A 19,869-nucleotide genomic window follows, 5' to 3' on the forward strand; every position below is an offset into this window, starting at 1 on the left:
TGATCAGCATAAACGAACTATACCAGGAGGAACCAAGATTTAAGTTAGCTTGAATTCTGATTCCTCCTTTTTATTGGATACCCACAAAGGATTGCTCAACAAGCAACAGCTACGATTATGAAAAAACACGCTTACACAGCCATCTTCCTTGCACTCAGCGTACCTGCATTGGCACAGGTTCCGGAAGATGCGCTACGCATGTCATGGAACCCTTCTTTCGGAACAGCCCGTCAGCAGGCCATTGGTGGTGCAATGGGTTCCCTCGGCGGAGATATCAGTTCAATCTATGTAAACCCTGCGGGTTTAGGTTTGTACAAGACCAGTGAATTTGTGATGACTCCGGGATATGGGTTTTACAAAACCAAAGGAGATTTCCGCGGCACCAATGTCAACAGCGATAAACTGAACAAGTTTCAGCTGGGAACAACAGGTTTTGTGATCGGAATGCAGAACCCGTACAGCAAAACCACCAGCTCGGCATTCAGCATCGCCGTCAGCAGAACAGCCAATTTCAACAATAACACCTACTACAGAGGTCTGAACGATCATAGTTCTTATTCGGAAGCTTTTGCGGAAGAATTTGCCGGATCGGGAGTTGCTATAGATGATGTGTACAAATCCAGCCTGTCTCTCGGCACCAAAATGGCCGTCTATACTTATCTGATCGATACGGCCACCATTGGCGGACAAAAGCAGGTAATCGGCCGTCCGGAGTACCTCGATGCGGTGTTTCAGGAACAAAGGACCGTTACAACCGGAGGCGTCACCGAAATAGCCATGGGATATGCCGCCAATCTCAACAACCAACTCTTTATCGGAGGAAGCGTGGGCATCCCCATTCTCAATTACGAAAGAAAGAGCACGTTCACGGAATCGGATCCCACCAACAACCCGGACAATAATTTCAACTTCAGCCGCTACGAACAAAACACTTCCGTAAAAGGAGTTGGTATAAATGTAAAACTGGGTCTTATCTACGCTCCTGCGCCCAGTTTCAGAGTTGGTGCAGCCATTCACACACCTACATTCTATGGCCTTCGCGATAACCTCGATGCCAAGATGGTGACCGATCTCGAAAAACTCTTCGCCCCCAAACCAGGCATCGACAGCGTTAATTCAGACTATTATTACAACGGTGCATCCGGACAGATAAAATACAATTTCACTTCGCCATGGAGATTCATGATCAGCGGTTCTTACCTGTTCGGATCTCAGCAGGATGTAAAAAAACAGAAAGGATTCATAACAGCAGATATCGAGTACGTTACTTACGGTTCACCCAAATTCAAGCCTGCAGAAGAAGAGAGCGATGATTATTACAAAGCGGTGAATGAGGTTACCAAAAACATTTACAAAGGAACATTCAACTTCAAGGTGGGTGGAGAATTAAAGTTCAATGTAGTGATGGCAAGACTTGGTTTTGCGTATTACATGAACCCTTACAGAGACACGGAACTGAAGGCCAACAAAATGAGTTTGAGTGGTGGCCTTGGTTACCGCCACAAAGGATTCTTTGTTGATGTTACTTATGTTCATCAAATAAATAAGAACGTTGATTTTCCATACCGGCTTCAGGACAAAGCCAACACATTCGCCACGCTCAGAGAAAGAGCAAGCAATGTGTGGCTAACGTTTGGAATCAAGATCTGATAAAATCAAAATCCCGCTATGGCAAGCGGGATTTTTGATTTGTAAGGTTTACTAAAACCTTAACCCTTCACTTAAATCTCATAGACTGGTAATTTCTTGAATTCGGATACATAAAATCACCTGAGATTCGCGTAATACAAAGGTCGGCTAAAACATTATTTATTTTTAGCATTTAACTTTTTATTGCACTGCAAGCCGTAATGTATAGTAATCGTTGAAACTGAAATTGATATGGGAATTCGAATTCGCGCTACAAGTTATAAAAACCTTTTTCGGGTACGAAATAACCGCGGATTAATTTTTGTTCACATTGGGTTGACAGCTGCTTCGCTGTAGGCTGTAACCGCTGTTGCATCGCCGGTTTCGAACCATTGAAAAGACTTGTCTTTCCTAAACCAGGTCATCTGCCGCTTGGCATAATAACGCGTATTTTTTTTGATGGCCAGCACCGCTTCTTCCAACGAAATTTTCTCATCCAGGTAATCGAACAACTCCGAATAGCCAACTGTTCGCAATGCATTCAGATGTTTATGCGGATGAAGTGATTGCACTTCGTTCAGCAGTCCGGCTTCCATCATCATATCAACACGATGATCGATTCGCTGATGCAATGTTTCCTTCGGCAGATCGATGGCCAGCTTCACTATATTGAATGGCCTTACAACAGTTTTCTGCTGCTGGAATTCACGGATAGATTTTCCGGTTTGCAGTTTTACTTCCAGCGCTCTGATCATTCGCTGAGGATTCTGAATTTCTCCGTTGCTGTAATACAAAGGATCCTGTTCGGCTACCTGTTGCTGCAACCATGCAAGTCCGTTCTTCTCAAAAGTTTCATTGAGTTGCTGACGCAGTGCGGCATCTACAGGCGGCATATCATCGAGGCCTTCACTGAAGGCTTTGATGTATAGTCCGGTTCCGCCAACCATTACGGCCACATCGTGCCGCTGAAAGATCTCATCGGCTTTCTGCAATGCATATTGTTCAAAGGTAGCCGCATTCACATCGTCGTGAATGGAATGGGTATCGATGAACCAATGCTTCGCCTGCTGCAATTCTTCTTCCGAAGGTTTTGCAACACCGATGGACATTTCACGGTAACATTGCCGGGAATCGGCAGAGATGATTTCTGTATGGAAGTGACGGGCCAGCTGAATGGCGAGTGCTGTTTTGCCGGATGCGGTTGGCCCGCCGATAATGATGATACTTTTATTGGCCATGTGTTAATCGTCCCCTTCTGCTTCGCCACCTTCTTCACCGGAGCTCATGTCTTCACCATCTTCGTTCTTTTCACCAAAGCCTTCGGCGCCCAGCAGCAGATCGTATTTCTCTTCCACTTCTGTGAGCTTATCGCCCATGAGACCTTTGGTGCCATATTGTGAAGGAGCAATGCCTTCTGTTTTGATCACTGCAGGATATTCGAGTTTGGCATTCTCGTCTTTTGTAACGCCGATCATCTCGATGAGAAAACTCCAGTTCTTCACGAAGTCGTAAATGTAAATGAACTTCTGATTGGGGTTCTTGATCTCGGAACCGATGGTGGTATCGGCCATAATCAGGGGTTCTACCTGATAAGACTTGTCGTATTTGGCGAAACTGATTTCGCGACCGCGTTGCCAGTTATCATTACTTCTGTAAAAAGTAGCCTGATGTTTACTGTCGAACTCATACGACTTCAGTATTACCTGGTGCAATTGCTGGAATGATTGCGTATGCTTGATCGCAACGTCCCTGTAAATGCTATCGTCTTCTTCAAAATAAACCCTGAATTTAAGTACAGCCATAATATCTTGGTATAATGATCGTTCCAAAAATAAGATAATATTCTATATTTTCTCACCCCCCTGAGTTGTGGGTGTAAGCCCCATTTCGGCGGCTTTTTCCATCATATAGCGATAGGCAGCTTCATAATTGTTCTCAATCTCCCCATCGAGGATGGCTTCTCTGATAGCTGTTTTGAGATCACCTACAGGTTTGGAAGGCGGCAATCCGAAAACTTCCATGATCATCTCCCCTGTTACCGGCGGCTGCCAGTTGCGGATGCGGTCTTTTTCTTCCACATCGTGCAGGCGCGCCCTCACCAGTTCAAAATTTTCGAGGTACCGCTTTACTTTCTGTTTATTCTTGGAAGTGATGTCTGCTTCGCAGAGCATCATTAAAGACTCGATATCCTCTCCTGCATCGAAAAGCAATCTTCGTATAGCAGAGTCTGTTATATTTTCTTTGGTGAGCGAAATGGGGCGCAGATGCAGTTCCACCAGCTTTCTTACCAGCCGCATCTTTTCGTTCTGCGGGAGTTTGAGTTTGGTGAAGATCTTCGGCACCATCCTTCCTCCTACAACTTCATGCCCGTGGAAGGTCCACCCATGGCCATTCTCGAATTTCTTGGTGGCCGGTTTGGCAATATCGTGCAATAGCGCTGCCCACCTGAGCCAGAGATCTCTGGTATGCTTAGAGATATTGTCAACCACCTGAAGTGTGTGGTAGAAATTGTCTTTATGTCCAAATCCATCCACATATTCCGCCCCTGCCAGATCTACCAGTTGCGGGAAGATGATATGCAGCAATCCACTCTGATACAGCAGATCGAGACCGATGCTCGGTTTGTTGCTCAGCAGAATTTTATTCAACTCATCCGTGATGCGCTCCTGCGATACAATGCGGATGCGCTCCATATTATCTTTGATGCTCTGGAATACGGGCGGATGAATAGTGAAATCGAGCTGGCTGGCAAAACGGATAGCGCGCATCATGCGCAGCGGATCGTCGCTGAAGGTCTGCGACGGATCGAGCGGTGTGCGGATAAGCCTTGCTTCGAGATCCTGCATGCCATTGAACGGATCGATGAGCCTGCCATAATCTTCTTCATTGAGACTGATGGCGAGGGCATTGATGGTGAAATCGCGGCGATCCTGATCGTCTTTCAGATTGCCGGGTTGCACTTCGGGATTGCGGCTATGATAGCGGTAACTTTCTTTTCTGGCGCCTACAAATTCAATTTCCCAATCCTCTACTTTTATCTGTGCTGTTCCGAAAGTTTTGAAGAATGCCACGGAAGGTTTGGGCTGAAATCGCTCGGCCACTTTGTGCGCGAGGGTAATGCCATCGCCCACGCAGACGATATCTGCGTCTTTCGTTTTTCGTCCGAGGATCTTATCCCTCACAAAACCGCCGATCACATAGGCAGGCACTCCCAGGTCTGCGGCAGCATGGGCGATCTTCTTAAAAACGAACAATTCCTTTTCCGAGCATTGAATATCCATACGATGCAAATGTAAAAAAATGAAACTTAAAGGCTAAAACTGTGTCAGGGCCTGATCACAGTGATTTCTCCATTGTTCCATCGTACAACAGAAGAAGGAACGGTCGGTGTTATATCGTTCTGGCGGTATTTCACTACATAATCCATCTTACTTACAACAGCAGGCGAGATGGCAGCAAAACTAGGTGCAGTGGGCTCTCCGCTGAGATTGGCCGATGTGCTTACGATCGGTTTGCGGAAGCGCTTGATGAGATGCCTGCAGAAATCTTCCTTTACAATTCTGATGGCGATGCTGCCATCTTCATTCACCAGACTCTCGGCCAGCCCGATAGCGCCATCGTAGATAACGGTGGTAGGTTTCTGAACATTATCGAGATAATCGAAAATGGCGAGATCAGCTGCGGCAACGTATTGCAGCAGATCGCGTTCATCGGCCAGCAGCACGATCATGCTTTTGGAACCGGGTCTGTTCTTGATCTCGTATATCTTTTTTACAGCTTCGTTGTTGGTGGCATCACAGCCGATACCCCATACGGTATCGGTAGGATACAGTATCACACCTCCGCTATGGAGGGTTTCGAGACATTTTTCCACGTCGTGGTTGAATTCCATGGTGCAAATGTAATCCATCATCGAGAAGCGCCAAAAGGCAGAAGCGGCTGTAAGGGTTATTCGCTGTACTTTATTTGGCAGCCAATCAGTAAGTTTGCAGAAAATAACTCACTCATGGACTTACAAAGCCTTATAGCCGAAGCCTGGAACAACAGGGAACTTGTAAAAGAGAATAAATATACAGATGCAGTAAGGGCAGTAATTGAAGAAGTAGATAAAGGGAGGCTTCGTGTAGCATCTCCGTCCGGAGATGAGTGGGTAGTGAATGAGTGGGTGAAACAGGCCATACTGCTGTACTTTGCTACGCAGACCATGCAAACCTGGACGCTGGAGCCATTTGAATTTTACGACAAGATGGCCCTGAAAAAAAATTACAAAGATCTCGGCGTAAGAGCAGTACCTCACGCAGTAGCACGTTACGGAGCATACATTGCCAAGAACGTAGTACTGATGCCATCATATGTAAACATCGGAGCATATGTAGATGAAGGAACAATGGTTGATACCTGGGCTACTGTGGGCAGCTGCGCACAGATCGGAAAAGGTGTTCACCTGAGTGGCGGTGTTGGAATCGGTGGAGTATTGGAGCCACTGCAGGCATCACCAGTAGTAATTGAAGATGGTGCATTCATCGGCAGCCGTTGCATTGTGGTAGAAGGCGTAAGAGTTGAAAAAGAAGCGGTACTCGGCGCTAATGTGGTACTCACTCAGAGCACACGCATCATCGATGTGAGCGGAGCAGAGCCTGTTGAATACAAAGGCCGCATCCCTGCACGCAGCGTGGTGATCCCCGGATCTTACACCAAGAAATTCCCTGCCGGAGAATATGGAGTGAGCTGTGCACTGATCATCGGTCAGCGCAAACCAAGTACAGACCTCAAAACCAGTCTGAACGACGCTCTCAGAGATTTCAACGTATCAGTATAGAATCAGGAACTGCGGCAGCTATCCCTCAGTGTTATACATGGAACAATTACAAAAAAATAAAGGGATTACGCTCGCAGGATTTGCGATCACATTCCTTGGAGCAATATTATTTTCAACGAAGGCCATCATCATAAAGGTGGCCTTCGCTCATGTTGCTATAAACGCGCTTACCCTTCTCACGCTCCGCATGCTGTTCTCATTGCCTTTCTATGGAGTAACGGCTATACTGGCGGCGAAGAAAAAAGAAAACCCACCCCTCTCACGCAGGCAATGGCTTTACGTGATTGTATTGGGGATATTCGGATATTACCTCAGCAGCCTTTTCGACTTCATGGGACTGCAGTATGTGTCTGCAGGACTGGAGCGGCTGATACTTTTTCTTTATCCAACATTTGCAGTACTGATCAACGGATATTATTTCAAGCAGAAGATCAGTAAGCTGCAATGGTTAGCATTGCTGCTCACTTATGCTGGCATCGGGCTGGCCTTTGCAGGCGAACTTCAGCTCGATACAAGCAGTCCGAATTTCTTCTGGGGATGTTTTCTCATCTTCCTCTGCGCCATTACGTATTCGGTGTATATCGCGGGCAGTGGGCAGATCATTCCATCTATCGGAGCGGCGAGATTCACTGCATATGCGATGCTTGCTGCCACCGTGGGAATATTCCTGCATTTTCTGATTGCAGGCAATTTTGAGCAGCTGCGGAATACTGCAGGCAGCGCCTGGATCTATGGGTTGATACTGGCGATCTTCGCAACCGTGATACCATCGTTTCTGATTTCGCTGGGAATGAAAAAGATTGGTTCGAATAATGTGGCGATCATCTCCGGAATCGGACCGGTTTCCACCATTTTGCAGGCATACTGGATACTCGGAGAAAAAATATTTTTAGAGCAGATAATCGGTACAACCCTTGTGGTGATTGGAGTTTTACTGATAGGATGGAAAACATCCCAACAAAAAAGCTGACAAACTTTTGGCGGGTTCAATATTAGTTTTATATTTGCAACCCCGAACACGATGACCGCGACGTTCAAGTAACTTTGAATCAACGGTTTAACACCTGCCCAGGTGGCGAAATTGGTAGACGCACTGTGTTCAGGTCGCAGCGCTCGCAAGGGTGTGCTGGTTCGAATCCAGTCCTGGGCACGACGAAAAGCCTTCACAGTTTGTGGAGGCTTTTCTCATTTTCACCCTTTGCTCACTCATTTCTGTCAATCGCTAACTGTAGCATTCCACCGACAACTATTAATTCAAATTTTGCAGAAGTAATGTCTTTGACAATAAAACCTGCAAACATGAAAAACACAATTTACCGCGCTGTACTAACAGCATTCATCCTCTCAACAATTCTTTATTCATGCAAAAAGGGAGATACCGGCCCTGCCGGACCTCCAAACAATGCCAATGTAGTATCGAAAACCTTTCCTGCAAGCGGAATTATCTGGACGGCTGAAACACAGTTTGGCATCAAATACCAGATTGCACAACTGGCAATGCCTGAGATCGATGCAAATATTATCAATAACGGCGCAGTGCTTGTGTATGGAGCATTGCGTACCGGCCAACCCTGGACTGCCCTGCCCTTATCTTATGTCATAAGTCCGTCTTCAGGCTACTTGCTGTATGGTATTCAGGCAGGTGCCGTTGTTTTAAGATTAAGCAGAAGCGACAACATCGACCCCGGTGCTGCAGACATTGCATTCAGGGTAGTAGTTATCAAAAGCGCTCCAGGAGAGAGACTCGGCATGAACACTATCAATAAGCAGCAGTTTAATGGATATAGTGTTGAAGAGTTGCAGCATAAGTCGTATGCTGAGATAAGCAGGATATTCAATATAACAGCTCATTGAATAAAGACTGCCTGCCTCTCATCGGGATAAGAGTGGATCTCCGGGTTTTTATACCGAGATCTTCAATTTTTGAAACAACTGCGTTTGTCCCTTGCCGGTAACAAGTATCGTCCGTGAGTTTTTCGATCTGCGGAAATAATCCAGCTCCAGCATGCTGTTGAGCAATGCAGTGCCCAGACTGCCTGCCAGATGATGTTTCCGTTCACTCCAGTCGAGACAGGGTTTGGCAAAAATACGCCGCTGTTTTTGCAGCAATGCAATATCGATTTTAAGATCGGCAAAGAAGGCCTCTCCTTTCTTTGTTACAGCATAGAGATTATCAACCGGCTGAATGATCTTTTGTGCCAGCAATGCTTCATTCACCAGCACACCTACTTTACCGGCCAGGTGGCCATAACAGCTGCGGCAATACCGGATGGCCTTTTCTTCCGGCTGAATAGTTTTCTTCTTGTGTTTGTCCTCAGGAACCAGACAGGCAATTGCTTCCAGCGCATGCGCCACTTCAGGTTTTGCAATTCTGTAATATTTATACCTGCCCTGACTTTCAACCGTCAGCAATTCTCCTTTGATCAGCTTGCTCAAATGCATGCTCATGTTCTGCGGTGATGTATTGATAGTAACAGACAATTCTGTAGCCGTGTAGGCCCTGCCATCGGTGAGGGCCCATAAAATACTGGCACGTACCGGATCGCCGATTAAGGAAGTGACCTGCTGTATGTCTTTATCCATGTTTACAGATACAGTTCATTGGAGACTGTACTGTTAAAGGTAGCGATTTCAGAAATTTGAAATATAATATACACGACATGAGAAAACTCTTAGTGTTTACCTGTACCTGGTTGTGCCTTTTTCATTCAACAGCGCAGCAACGTTCACTACAGGCAGGCAAACCTGCTGTTACATACACCATACTTAAAACTGAAAGCCGCATACCCGGACTGCAGATCGCATTGCTGAATCAACAGCCAAACAAGTCTGGAAAAGAATTGCCCGTTCTTATCCTGCATGGATCTTATATCAGCGCAGCGCAATCTTCCGGCTATAAACTAAGCGGTGTCTCATGGCTCAATAACTTATCTTCCAATGGATATGATGCATATGCACTCGATTATCTGGGCTATGGAAGCTCAGACCGGTATCCGGAATTGAGGTCGAAGAAATTACAGGGTAACGCCATCGGACAAGCGAAAGATATCTATCAGGATGTAGACAAAGCGGTGGACTTTATTCTGAAGCGAACCGGCAAATCCAGGTTATACCTCATTGGTCACTCCTGGGGTGGTTCTGTAGCAGCCCTCTATGCAGAAAAATTCCCCGGTAAATTAGAAAAGCTGATCCTGTATTCTGCACTCACTCCTACCCCAGATTCCTCAATGGCACAGCAATTCAATTACACTTATGTAAAGAAGACTCCCCGCGATCTGCTGGTGGTACTGAAAAGCTGGACACCCAGCGGAAAGGAATGCCTGCTGGAAAAAGATTTTCTGCAGCATTTCGAAAAAGACTGGCCACTTTCCGACCCTTTGGCCATCGGCGAAAATAAAGACAGTATAATGGTTCCGTCGGGGGCACAGCAGGATATCGAGGAAATGGCGCACAACAAACCTTACTACGATCCTGCGAAGATCACAGTTCCGACCTTATTGATCAGAGGAGAATACGACGACGGTCCGGGCAATGCAGATTATGGCACACTGATGGCAAAGATGGTGAATGCTCCCTATAAAAAATATGTAGTACTGGCGAATGGCACGCATATCATTCATCTCGAAAAAGAACGGTTTGAACTGTACAGGGAAATATTGCATTTCCTGCGGCAATAAACAAGAACGTCTCCGTTAGAAAAGCGGAGGCGTTATTTTGTTCAATCAGTCATCAGCTTGCATGCCTGCTGCTAACTGAAGATTGGACAACGGCGCGTTATCAATCCATCTTAACCACGATCTTTCCTTGCGTATGTCCGGTTTCGATATGCCGATGCGCTTTCGGCAATTCATCGAACCGGAAGGTCTTCGACACATGCGAACGAAGTTGCCCTTTTTCGAGTAGTGATGCAATTGCTTCCATGTCTTCCTGATCGGACGCCACTTCCATTCTGTACAAAAATTTCCTGCTCATCAAAGCATCCCTGTAGATCCGTTCATCGGGGAAGGCCGACAAACTGATCAGTCTGCCCGCCCATTTCACTGCCTTGAGCGAGCGCTCAATATGCCCGACATCCCTGATGCTATCTATCACGATGTCCGCATCTTTCACCAGCTCCTCAAAGCGTTGTGTTGAATAGTCGATATGTTCATCGGCGCCGAGGCTCAGAATAAAATCTTTTTTGGAAGCATTGGAAGTGCCGATCACATAGGCGCCGAAATGTTTGGCGATCTGTACGGCATAATGGCCTACCCCACCCGCTGCCGAATGGATCAGCACTTTCTCACCGGCTTTGATACGGGCATGATGCACCAGTGCCTGCCAGGCTGTTAGGGCTGCCAGCGTAGCGGCCGCTGCCGCTTTATGTGAAATATTTTTTGGTTTAAGTGCCAGGTGACTCTCAGGAGATGCAACGTATTCCGCATAGGCCTTTCCGTGACCAATAAATTTTACCATTCCAAATACTTCATCGCCTTTTCTGAAACGGGTGACTCCTTTACCGGTTTGTTCCACTACTCCCGAAATATCCCAGCCAAGGATATAGGGCTTATCGTCGTTCTTATCCAGCTGTAAGATCATCCGGAGGAAGGTCTCATTACTCCGGATGAATGCTTCCACCGGATTAATACTGATGGCTTTTACTTTTACAAGTATTTCATCTTCTTTGATATCGGGTATTGCAATATCCTGCAGCACAAGATTTTCCGGTCCACCGGGAGCGGTCAATACAACAGCCTTCATTGACGTATATTTTTATTATGAATGATATGATGGTCCAAAATTCCCCTGAAATATGCCGAAACTGTTGTATAACCCGGGGTTAATTATGTATTTTTAAAGGGATGCTGATACAAAATCTGTTTGAACCTTACGAGATCGAATACATGGAACTCAATGAATGTCCTGTAGGCATTCATAAAAACACCTACTTTGAACTGGTGTATATCCTTAAAGGATCCGGAGTGCATCATGTGGGGGAAAATCAGTTCAATTACTCGAAAGGCACACTGTTTCTTCTGTTGCCGCAACATGCGCATTCATTCGACGTCAGGGAACTGACCACTTTTTTATTCATCCGGTTCAATGACACCTACCTGAAAGCGCAGCAGGTGAAGGATGTACACAGCATGATGAGCAACTGGATCCAAAAGATGGAATACATTCTCCAGTGCAATTACCATTTACCTGGTTGCATTCTGCATAACGCCAATGACAAACCGCTGATCGGCGGATTGATGGATGCGCTCATAGGAGAACTGGTGAACCAGCATGAATATTACCGCGAAGTAATCCAGCAGCTCGTCAACACCGTTCTCACCATTGTGGCCCGGAATATATGGATGATCAATGCCGGGAAAGCGACCCCCAGGAATGATCACGCTGCAGCAATGATCCGTTATATCCATGAACAGATCTATTCTCCCGATCAGTTGAAAGCGGAAAAAATAGCAGCCCATTTCAATATCTCACCAGGTTATATACATGAATACTTCAGGAAACATTTGGGCGAAAGTCTTCAGCAATATATTGCCGGCTACAAAATGAAGCTGGTGGAGAACCGCCTCTTGTATAGTAAAATGCGGGTAAGTGAAATTGTGCAGGAACTGGGATTTACGGACGAAAGTCACCTGAACAGATTCTTTAAAAAGCATACAGGATTGAGCCCAACGGCATTCAGAAAAACCAAGAGGGCCTTACCGCTTTCTCCCACTAATGCCGACACAAATCTGACACAATAAGTTCGAATGCCAGTATCGGTATACTACCTGATTCTCATATTCAATCTATCTGAAAATGAACCCTTCTCTAAACGGATCTTCCGGATCAAAATAAAATGTATTTCGTCCTGTAATGAAAGCAGTTCCGCTCACTTCGGGTATCACTGCGTTATGGTGACCAAAGGTGGTCAGCTCTCTCACTGCTACCCCCATGGTACTGCCGGTAATGCTTTCTATGATAATGGTTTCATTGAGTTTTAATTCCCCTTTTGCATGATGCAATGCTGCGCGTGCACTAACACCAGAACCAGTAGCAGAGCGGTCTACCTCACCTTCGGCAAAGATGCACACATTGCGGCTATGATGCTCTTTCTCCAGTGCCTTTCCGGTGAAGATGGTACCATACAAAAAACTCAGGTCGTCTTCAAACGGATGTTTTATACTGAAGTTGTCCATTACTGCATATTTGATCCTGCGTCCGTAATCGATCAGTTGATTGTAATGCGCAGCCTCCAGACCCAGGTGCAGACTATCGGCATCTACAAATGCATAAAAAGCGCCTCCGTAAGCCACATCAAACTTTACATTTCCGATGCCGGGAACAGTTACTTCCTGATCAGCCAAATATAAAAATGAAGGCACATTACGGAAACTCACATCACTTACTTTACCATTCTCCACTGTAGCGCGGGCATGCACTTTACCTGCCGGCACATTGATGGTAAGCTCAGGATGTTTCCCGTCTTTCTTAATGATACCGGTTTCCAATACCAGTTTGGTCAATGCCAGGATAGCGTGGCCGCACATAGTGCTGTAGCCTTCATTGTGAAGAAAGAAAACATCAAAATCTGCATCTGCGGAAGATGAGATCACTGCACCATACATATCAGCATGACCACGCGGTTCCCACATGGTACCGGTACGGATAAAATCCAGGTGTTCTTTGAAGTATCTTCTTTTTTCGAGGACAGTTACGCCTTCTACAGCGGGCAATCCGGATATGTAAACACGAAGTGGCTCACCACCTGTATGCATATCTATCGTTTCGATCTTTAACCAATGGGCAGGTGCTTCCCATTGAAAGTTGTTAAGTAATGTTTGCATCAAACCTGAGATTAATGATGGATGTAAGTTTTGATAAGATCAACTTAAAAAGGAATGTTGGTACCGATATTCCGCGCATTGGCAGCTTCGTATAATGCCTTAGCCATAAACAGGTCGAAAAGGGCCATCCCTGCTGATTTGTAGGCGGTAGTGGCAGTTACGTCTATCTTCACTTCACCGGTTAAGAGTTTCCCGATGGTAAACACATCCTGCTCCTGTAAAATTCCTTTTTTAAGCGGATTGATAATGTCGCCGGTTTCAATCTTCGCAAATACAGAATCGATAGCCAGTTTACCGGACAAACGAAAAACATGATCCGGTAATTCCTGCATGTCGGGCTTATAGGATCCAATACTGATAAAGTGTTTGTTTAGCAGCAAGTGTGCATCATCCGGTAAAACCGGAGTAGCAGAACGGCTGGCGGCAATAATCACATTGGTGTGTTGCAGTATAGTGATTGCATCGTTGCAAGGTATTACCTCTACTGAAGGGAACTGTTCCAGCAACGCTTTGGTGAAAGCCTCCATACCTGCAGCAGAACGTTGCAGGCAATATATTTTTTTCACAGGCCTTACAGCACAGGCAAAAATAGCCTGTTGAATACCCTGTACACCACAACCAATTAAACCAATGCTATCAATATCAGCCGGAGTCATATACTTAACCCCTATTCCTCCCAATGCCCCGGTACGTAACGCTGTCAGCCTTGCAGCATTCATAATGGCCAATGGGAAACCGGTTTGCGCATCGTTCAGCAGCATCGCTCCATTGGTTACAGCCAGTTGCCTGGTTCTGTTTCCGGGCACAACAGATACCAGCTTGGTACCAAAATGTGTGTCGGAGAAGGAGGGCATGGATAGGAAAGTATTTTCTCCCCAATCGATGTGCATGCGTTTTGGAACGAGACAACTGTTTTGCTCATAGGCAATGAGCGCCGCCTCCACGGTGGCTATCACTTCTTCTAAAGAAAGGAGACCTGCAATTTCCTGATCGTTTAATACCAGCATTTCGAATACATAAAACCGGTTGTGTACAACCGGATATTTTTAATGGTGTGAATGTATCAACTATTGCTACAGGATCTCGCACCGATGTTAACCGTTTATTTGCTGAAATTGATCCAACTGCGCAAGAACACTTTTTCCGGGGAGGGTCGCTGAAACTAACACCCGCAGGGGCGGTATCTGCATTGCGAAAAGTTTAATGTTGACTCTTGCGAACATCGACAATGAAAAGTGGTTATGCTTATTACTTAAACTGCCATTTTGCTTACACCATTTCAAATATTTCGCGATGCAGTCAATAAGATCAGTCCCATCGGGGAAAAAGACTGGCAATTGTGTGAGCCGGGCCTTGGCTTCAAATCATTAACAAAATCAACCTTCTTTGTAGAAGAGGGAAAAGTATACCGTGAAATAGGGTTTGTAGTAAAAGGATTACTGCGCTCTTATTATCTGGCGCACGGTGAAGAGATCAACACAGCCTTTTATGTGGAAGGTCAATGGCCCAAAGCCTACCATAGCTTTCTTACACAAACTGCCAGCAGACAATGGATACAAGCATTGGAGGATGTAGAACTGATAACCATCAGTTACAAACATCTGCAATATCTGTTTGCCAATAGCCCTGCCTGGGAACGATTTGCACGTATTGCTACAGAAAACCTCTATATCGCCTCACAACTACGCAGTGAAATGTTGCTGCTCGAAAAGCCTGCCGAACGATACATCAACCTGACCAAAACACATCCACACTTATTGGAGCGCGTACCACTCTATCATCTGGCTTCCTACATCGGCATCAGGCAACCTTCCCTCAGCAGGATCCGCAAAAGGCTTGCTAAAATCAATACCACTGTGTAACGATTATAACCTGGGTTATAGAACCAACTCCCACGGCCGGCTTACCTTACATCAATAAAAAGATAGTTATGAAACAAGCCATTCCGGCCCTCATCCTTTCATTATTGCTCCTGTCCGGATCCCAACTTCATGCACAAAATGAAACCACTACCATGCAACAAACGATCATTCAATTACACCGCAGCATCATGAAAGCTGTTAAAGACAAGAATGGTGCTCCCTTGTCCGAATCACTGAAAAGTAATTTCATCTTTACCTCCGCCACTGCCGAGCTATGGAACAAGGATAAATTCATCAACGGCTTTGCTTTGAACCCTGCGCTGCAGTTTCCCGAATTTGCACCACAAGACCAGCAGGTGATCATTGATGAAAATACAGCCATACTCACGGCGCTCGTGCACATTAAGATCGTTCGCGGTGCAGGCGCTGCACCCGAAGAACTGTGGGAACGCACTACCGAAACCTATGTAAGACAACAAGGCGAATGGAAGCTTCTCGCCCTCCACGCCACTTTTCTGCCACGAAAACAGTGATCCTGCTCTGAAACCACTTTACTGGAGCTATTCTTCATATACAAATATTTCCCTTCCCGTAACATTCCTTTGTTTATGTTGTTATAGTCAGTCACCTTTACTGTCGGTTACGAATTTGTCCGGTCACCGGCCAATCTCATAAGGGCATGTAATCGTTATTATTTTACCTGAAGGAAAACATATGAAGAAAATAGGATTTCTTTCGTTTGGGCACTGGGCCAATCACCCTTCCTACAAAGCCCGAACCGCAAGCGACACCTTGCTGCAGTCCATCGACCTGGCTGTAGCAGCCGAATCAATTGGGTTGGATGGCGCTTATTTCCGCGTGCACCATTTTGCAGCACAGCTGGCATCGCCTTTCCCATTGCTTTCGGCCATCGGCGCCAAAACAAGCACCATCGAAATCGGAACAGGTGTAATTGATATGCGCTATGAAAACCCGCTGTACATGGTGGAAGACGCCGGCGCTGCAGACCTCATTTCGCAGGGCAGGCTTCAGCTGGGTATCAGCAGAGGATCGCCCGAACAGGTAATTGACGGCTGGCGTTATTTTGGATACGAACCGGAAGAAGGCGAAGCAGATTCGGATATGGGTCGCCGTAAGGCACTGGAGTTTCTCGATAAACTTCAGGGTATCGGGTTTGCTCAACCGAATCCTAATCCAATGTTCCCCAATCCTCCGGGGCTGCTTCGGCTGGAACCTTATTCGGAAGGCCTTCGCGAACGCATCTGGTGGGGCGCAGCTTCCAATGCCACTGCCGTGTGGGCTGCTGAAAATGGCATGTACCTTCAAAGCTCAACGCTGAAGTTCGACGAAAGCGGTAAACCGTTCCATATACAACAGGCCGAACAGATCAGATTATACAAAGAAGCGTGGAAGAAAGCAGGTCATAAACGCTCACCGAGAGTATCGGTAAGCCGGTCTATTTTTGCCATCGTAAATGAGCAGGATCGCCGTTACTTTGGACAGGAAGCCAACCGCACTGATCAGATTGGGATGATCGAGCCGGGCAGAAACGCCATTTTCGGAAGAAGTTATGCAGCAGAGCCGGATCAGCTTATCAAAGAACTGGCCGCAGACGAGGCTATTCAGGAAGCAGATACCGTACTCTTGACTATTCCCAATACATTAGGAGTTGATTATAATGTTCATGTGCTGTCTTCTATCCTGCAGCATGTTGCGCCAGGATTAGGATGGAAATGATTCGTTGTTGCGCTCAATGGCGTGCACTATGATCCAGTCCTGAACACCTAAAATAAAAAGCCTTCACTTTCATGAAGGCTTTTTATTTTAGCCGCGCATCCGGATCAAAATTATTTATTCTATCGCTGCTCCTCTATGCAAGTAAAATTCAGAAACAGTCATTCACCCGAATTGAAGCAGTATCATTTTCTGATTAGGGTTTTACTGCTCATCGTAGGAATTCCCTTATTCCTGCTGGGATGCAGCGGATATATCATCGACTGGTTTTTCCCTTCTTTTGCAGACAGCTATCACAGTATTGCCGGTACAGGCAATGGCCCGCGTTTAATCATAGGAGCAGTATTCCTGTATAGCTTTTACAGTATGAGAAAACGGAAATCAAAAGAGGCACAGAACGAATAAGCCAATACAGCTGAATTTACAACTCCTGTCTGTAAGAGATCTTATCTACGATGAACCATTTCCCATCCAGCTTAATCAGATTAAACCGATCGATGAACCGGAAGGTATCAAAAGTCAATCGCACCAGTGCTGATCCGGTATCTCCATCCCATGTAAATGAAAGAAGTTCGGGCAGGCATTCCTGTACAGTTGCCTTCGCAACCAGGTCGAGGTAATCCGGCAGCGCCCACTGAACCAATTTTCCATCGATTACAGTTCTGATAAATGCACCGGGATGAAAGGCGGCCCGCATTCTTTCGATGTCTATTGCCGGACGGCCTTCGAGGTAATTGTTAAGTGTGAGCAGAATCAATTGTTTTTCGGCTTCTGTGCCAGGGTTGGTTGCTGCAGTTTGCATGGTTATGATTTTGCCGCAAAGCTATTTGCATTTACTCCTCCCCTCCAAAAGTATATTCGGTAAAACAATTTGCTCAGTTAAGTGTTTTATTATCTGTTACGGACTGCACTAATTACCTCCCCACCATAAAACTCGCGCCAATATTGAATCCCAGCATCTTGGTACCGGCATTCATCTGAACATGAAAAGTATGGCGCGGTGTTCCCAGATGGAGTGTCTGAGAGAACCATCCCGGCCTGAGTGTATTGGCTCCGTCGGTTCGATATAATTTATTGATGCTGGTATAGTAGCCTGCTTTGTAACCACCCACCAGAGTTTTTGATATTCTGCCCAGCATTTCTGTATTGAAACCCCAGGTGATATAATGATTGTGCCGGTCGATATAACTTACCGCAGCATCGGGCAGTGATTTTCTGAATTTGTAATATTCTCCATACTCCTGTTGCCACGACATTTCAGCACCCAGGTAGCGCCATTCCGCATCTCCTAACGGCAATACGCCATTGATGCCTGCCGATGCACCCACACCTCCGAAGAACCTGCCTCCTCCTTTGTAATATTGATTGGGATTCTCGCCCTGCCTGTATCCATCACTTACATTGTAGCCTCCGATGGTGGCGTTCGCAGCATAGAAACCCTGAAACGATCCGAAATTATGTGCACGATGGATAGAGAGGCTTCCTCCTCCAAATGCATCATGTGGCCGCACATTGGCCAGCCCCTGCATTACATGAACACTCACGTAGGTGGCCGACTTCATACTGTCTGCCGTAAGGGGCATTGCTTTATAGTTATGATTACTGCCATGCAGGCCACTTTGAAAATATCCGTGTTGTACACAGCTGGAAAAGATAAGACAGCAAATTACTGCCAGTGGGGTTAGGGGATATCGCATCGGTTGTTTTTTCGTTAAGATCAATTCTTTTATGCAATCGTTGCATAATGGAATCGCGCGAAGGTAATATTACGGCTAATATGATACTTGTAGAGAAAAATGGAAGGTGCCCCAATTGAGGCACCTTCCATTTACTGACAGACTTGTATGAATTGCTGTCTGTACTTATTTCTTAATGAATTTACCCGTCCACTTGAACGTCGCACTCATCACTTCCACATAGTATGAACCTGCAGGCAGTGTACTGAGATTGAGTTCTTCCGTTTTACCTCCTCTCACCAGCTGCGTTTTGCTCTGGTGCACTGTATGGCCAAGCAGATCTGTAACCCTGATAACTGCATTGGCATTCACCGGACTTTGAATATTCAGTTTCAGTATGCTGGTAACCGGTACAGGATAGAGCCTTACTTCCAGCTCCTGTCTGTCGAAGCGGATAAACCTGATCTCGGAGTATTGTTGTCTGCCATCCAGATCCTGCTGACGGATGCGATAGTAATTGATGGTGCTCAGCGGATCGGGATCCGTGAGACTATACAATTTTTCCGGCGCAGGCGAAGCATTGAATGGTACAAAACCGATGGGAGTCCAGTTGCGGCCATCAGCACTGCGTTCTACATGATATCCGCTTACATTTCTTTCATCCGCCACTTTCCAGTTGAGCTTCACATCATCCCCTGCTCTGGCTGCTTCAAAACTGATGAACCTTACAGGAAGCGGAGCATTATTGGCAACGAGGTTCAGTACATTTCTTCCCAAACCTGTATTGTCTATGAATGAGGCAGTGCTTATGGGCAAACCTGCAACATCGGTGAGCATTATTTCCACACAGGACGGGCATTTCCATCCGGCCGGGAGCGTGAACTCGTACAACAAAACAGTATTGCCTGTGCTGATATCCTGCACGTTCTCTGTTGTACCTGTTACCTGAAAGTACCAGTAACCATCATCGGCCAATCCGAAAGCAGTAAGATCGAACATCGCAAGATCTGTTCCTGCATTGAAGGCATCGCGCGGGGATCCTCCGGTGAATGCCGTAGACTCACCCGTTACTTCGGGAGTGGTGGCAGGCGGCGCTACCGTCGGAGCCGGAACAGCAGCAGTTTTCGGGATACGCCAGGTGATGTTCATCGGCCCCCATGCATTGTTAGGCGCTGTGCTGAAACCCGGAGCAGTGGCCACTCCCATGAACTGCACTTTATTGCCGCCAGTATTCTGTACAGTCACATCCAGCATCTGCGCCTGCAACTGATGAAATATCAACAGCAGACCTGCAAGCAGTGATATGTTCTTTATAATTCTTTTCATAA

General features: G+C 46.2%; 21 protein-coding genes and 1 tRNA gene. 11 read left to right on the forward strand and 11 right to left on the reverse strand.

The genetic code is table 11. The features are described from left to right. Positions 1–117: 117 nt before the first annotated feature. Positions 118–1,650, forward strand: coding sequence for a hypothetical protein (locus HHL16_RS16725; protein WP_169426322.1), 1,533 nt, complete (start codon positions 118–120; stop codon positions 1,648–1,650). A 305-nt stretch (positions 1,651–1,955) separates the two neighbouring features. On the opposite strand, the gene miaA is transcribed toward HHL16_RS16725, so the two are convergent. Genes miaA through HHL16_RS16745 form a run of 4 tightly spaced genes read right to left on the reverse strand, consistent with a single transcriptional unit; the run spans position 1,956 to position 5,521 of the window. Continuing rightward, the gene (gene miaA / locus HHL16_RS16730) at positions 1,956–2,867 is read right to left on the reverse strand and encodes a tRNA (adenosine(37)-N6)-dimethylallyltransferase MiaA (RefSeq protein WP_169426323.1); all 912 of its coding nucleotides are present in this window, start codon (positions 2,865–2,867) and stop codon (positions 1,956–1,958) included. Between the two features lie 3 nt (positions 2,868–2,870). Then, positions 2,871–3,431: a hypothetical protein gene (locus HHL16_RS16735; protein ID WP_169426324.1), complete on the reverse strand. Its 561-nt coding sequence runs from the start codon at positions 3,429–3,431 to the stop codon at positions 2,871–2,873. A gap of 42 nt (positions 3,432–3,473) precedes the next feature. Next, the gene (locus HHL16_RS16740) at positions 3,474–4,910 is read right to left on the reverse strand and encodes an HD domain-containing protein (RefSeq protein ID WP_169426325.1); all 1,437 of its coding nucleotides are present in this window, start codon (positions 4,908–4,910) and stop codon (positions 3,474–3,476) included. A 44-nt stretch (positions 4,911–4,954) separates the two neighbouring features. Continuing rightward, positions 4,955–5,521 carry an L-threonylcarbamoyladenylate synthase gene (locus HHL16_RS16745; RefSeq protein ID WP_169426326.1) on the reverse strand — a complete coding sequence of 189 codons (567 nt, stop codon included), beginning with the start codon at positions 5,519–5,521 and terminating at the stop codon, positions 4,955–4,957. 114 nt (positions 5,522–5,635) lie between these two features. Here HHL16_RS16745 and HHL16_RS16750 point away from each other — a divergent pair, with 114 nt between their 5' ends. From HHL16_RS16750 to HHL16_RS16765, 4 genes are all read left to right on the forward strand, one after another. After that, complete coding sequence (locus HHL16_RS16750; protein WP_169426327.1) at positions 5,636–6,448, forward strand: 2,3,4,5-tetrahydropyridine-2,6-dicarboxylate N-succinyltransferase; 813 nt, start codon at positions 5,636–5,638, stop codon at positions 6,446–6,448. Between the two features lie 37 nt (positions 6,449–6,485). Beyond that, positions 6,486–7,418 (forward strand): DMT family transporter, encoded by a 933-nt coding sequence (locus HHL16_RS16755; RefSeq protein ID WP_169426328.1) that lies wholly within the window; start codon positions 6,486–6,488, stop codon positions 7,416–7,418. 96 nt (positions 7,419–7,514) lie between these two features. After that, positions 7,515–7,598 (forward strand) — tRNA-Leu (locus HHL16_RS16760). A 149-nt stretch (positions 7,599–7,747) separates the two neighbouring features. Then, on the forward strand, positions 7,748–8,302 hold the full coding sequence (locus tag HHL16_RS16765; protein WP_169426329.1) for a hypothetical protein: 555 nt from the start codon (positions 7,748–7,750) through the stop codon (positions 8,300–8,302). Positions 8,303–8,350: 48 nt separating this feature from the next. On the opposite strand, the gene HHL16_RS16770 is transcribed toward HHL16_RS16765, so the two are convergent. Further along, the gene (locus HHL16_RS16770; protein ID WP_169426330.1) at positions 8,351–9,031 is read right to left on the reverse strand and encodes a winged helix-turn-helix domain-containing protein; all 681 of its coding nucleotides are present in this window, start codon (positions 9,029–9,031) and stop codon (positions 8,351–8,353) included. Positions 9,032–9,108: 77 nt separating this feature from the next. Between HHL16_RS16770 and HHL16_RS16775 the strand changes: the two genes are divergently transcribed. Next, the gene (locus HHL16_RS16775) at positions 9,109–10,125 is read left to right on the forward strand and encodes an alpha/beta fold hydrolase (protein WP_169426331.1); all 1,017 of its coding nucleotides are present in this window, start codon (positions 9,109–9,111) and stop codon (positions 10,123–10,125) included. Positions 10,126–10,225: 100 nt separating this feature from the next. On the opposite strand, the gene HHL16_RS16780 is transcribed toward HHL16_RS16775, so the two are convergent. Continuing rightward, entirely contained in the window at positions 10,226–11,188 is a 963-nt protein-coding gene (locus HHL16_RS16780) for an NADP-dependent oxidoreductase (protein ID WP_169426332.1), read from the reverse strand. Between the two features lie 101 nt (positions 11,189–11,289). On the opposite strand from HHL16_RS16780, the gene HHL16_RS16785 reads away from it, so the two are divergent. Further along, a complete protein-coding gene (locus HHL16_RS16785) occupies positions 11,290–12,186 on the forward strand; it encodes an AraC family transcriptional regulator (protein WP_169426333.1) in 897 nt (298 codons plus the stop codon). A 45-nt stretch (positions 12,187–12,231) separates the two neighbouring features. On the opposite strand, the gene HHL16_RS16790 is transcribed toward HHL16_RS16785, so the two are convergent. Both HHL16_RS16790 and HHL16_RS16795 read right to left on the reverse strand, forming a co-directional pair. Then, positions 12,232–13,269, reverse strand: coding sequence for a proline racemase family protein (locus HHL16_RS16790; protein WP_169426334.1), 1,038 nt, complete (start codon positions 13,267–13,269; stop codon positions 12,232–12,234). Positions 13,270–13,313: 44 nt separating this feature from the next. Further along, the gene (locus tag HHL16_RS16795; protein WP_169426335.1) at positions 13,314–14,276 is read right to left on the reverse strand and encodes an ornithine cyclodeaminase family protein; all 963 of its coding nucleotides are present in this window, start codon (positions 14,274–14,276) and stop codon (positions 13,314–13,316) included. A gap of 258 nt (positions 14,277–14,534) precedes the next feature. On the opposite strand from HHL16_RS16795, the gene HHL16_RS16800 reads away from it, so the two are divergent. From HHL16_RS16800 to HHL16_RS16815, 4 genes are all read left to right on the forward strand, one after another. Further along, complete coding sequence (locus tag HHL16_RS16800; RefSeq protein WP_169426336.1) at positions 14,535–15,131, forward strand: Crp/Fnr family transcriptional regulator; 597 nt, start codon at positions 14,535–14,537, stop codon at positions 15,129–15,131. A gap of 68 nt (positions 15,132–15,199) precedes the next feature. Next, positions 15,200–15,664, forward strand: coding sequence for a nuclear transport factor 2 family protein (locus HHL16_RS16805; RefSeq protein ID WP_169426337.1), 465 nt, complete (start codon positions 15,200–15,202; stop codon positions 15,662–15,664). A 181-nt stretch (positions 15,665–15,845) separates the two neighbouring features. Then, entirely contained in the window at positions 15,846–16,868 is a 1,023-nt protein-coding gene (locus tag HHL16_RS16810) for an LLM class flavin-dependent oxidoreductase (RefSeq protein ID WP_169426338.1), read from the forward strand. Between the two features lie 135 nt (positions 16,869–17,003). Beyond that, positions 17,004–17,270, forward strand: a complete 267-nt coding sequence (locus HHL16_RS16815; RefSeq protein ID WP_169426339.1) for a hypothetical protein — start codon at positions 17,004–17,006, stop codon at positions 17,268–17,270. Positions 17,271–17,286: 16 nt separating this feature from the next. Here HHL16_RS16815 and HHL16_RS16820 read toward each other — a convergent pair whose 3' ends face one another. From HHL16_RS16820 to HHL16_RS16830, 3 genes are all read right to left on the reverse strand, one after another. After that, positions 17,287–17,667, reverse strand: coding sequence for a nuclear transport factor 2 family protein (locus HHL16_RS16820; RefSeq protein ID WP_169426340.1), 381 nt, complete (start codon positions 17,665–17,667; stop codon positions 17,287–17,289). 112 nt (positions 17,668–17,779) lie between these two features. Further along, positions 17,780–18,448: a hypothetical protein gene (locus HHL16_RS16825; RefSeq protein ID WP_169426341.1), complete on the reverse strand. Its 669-nt coding sequence runs from the start codon at positions 18,446–18,448 to the stop codon at positions 17,780–17,782. Between the two features lie 279 nt (positions 18,449–18,727). After that, positions 18,728–19,867, reverse strand: a complete 1,140-nt coding sequence (locus HHL16_RS16830; protein ID WP_169426342.1) for a T9SS type A sorting domain-containing protein — start codon at positions 19,865–19,867, stop codon at positions 18,728–18,730. Between the last annotated feature and the right edge of the window lie 2 nt (positions 19,868–19,869).

Source organism: Pseudoflavitalea sp. G-6-1-2 (genome assembly GCF_012927185.1).
Lineage (GTDB): Bacteria > Bacteroidota > Bacteroidia > Chitinophagales > Chitinophagaceae > Pseudobacter.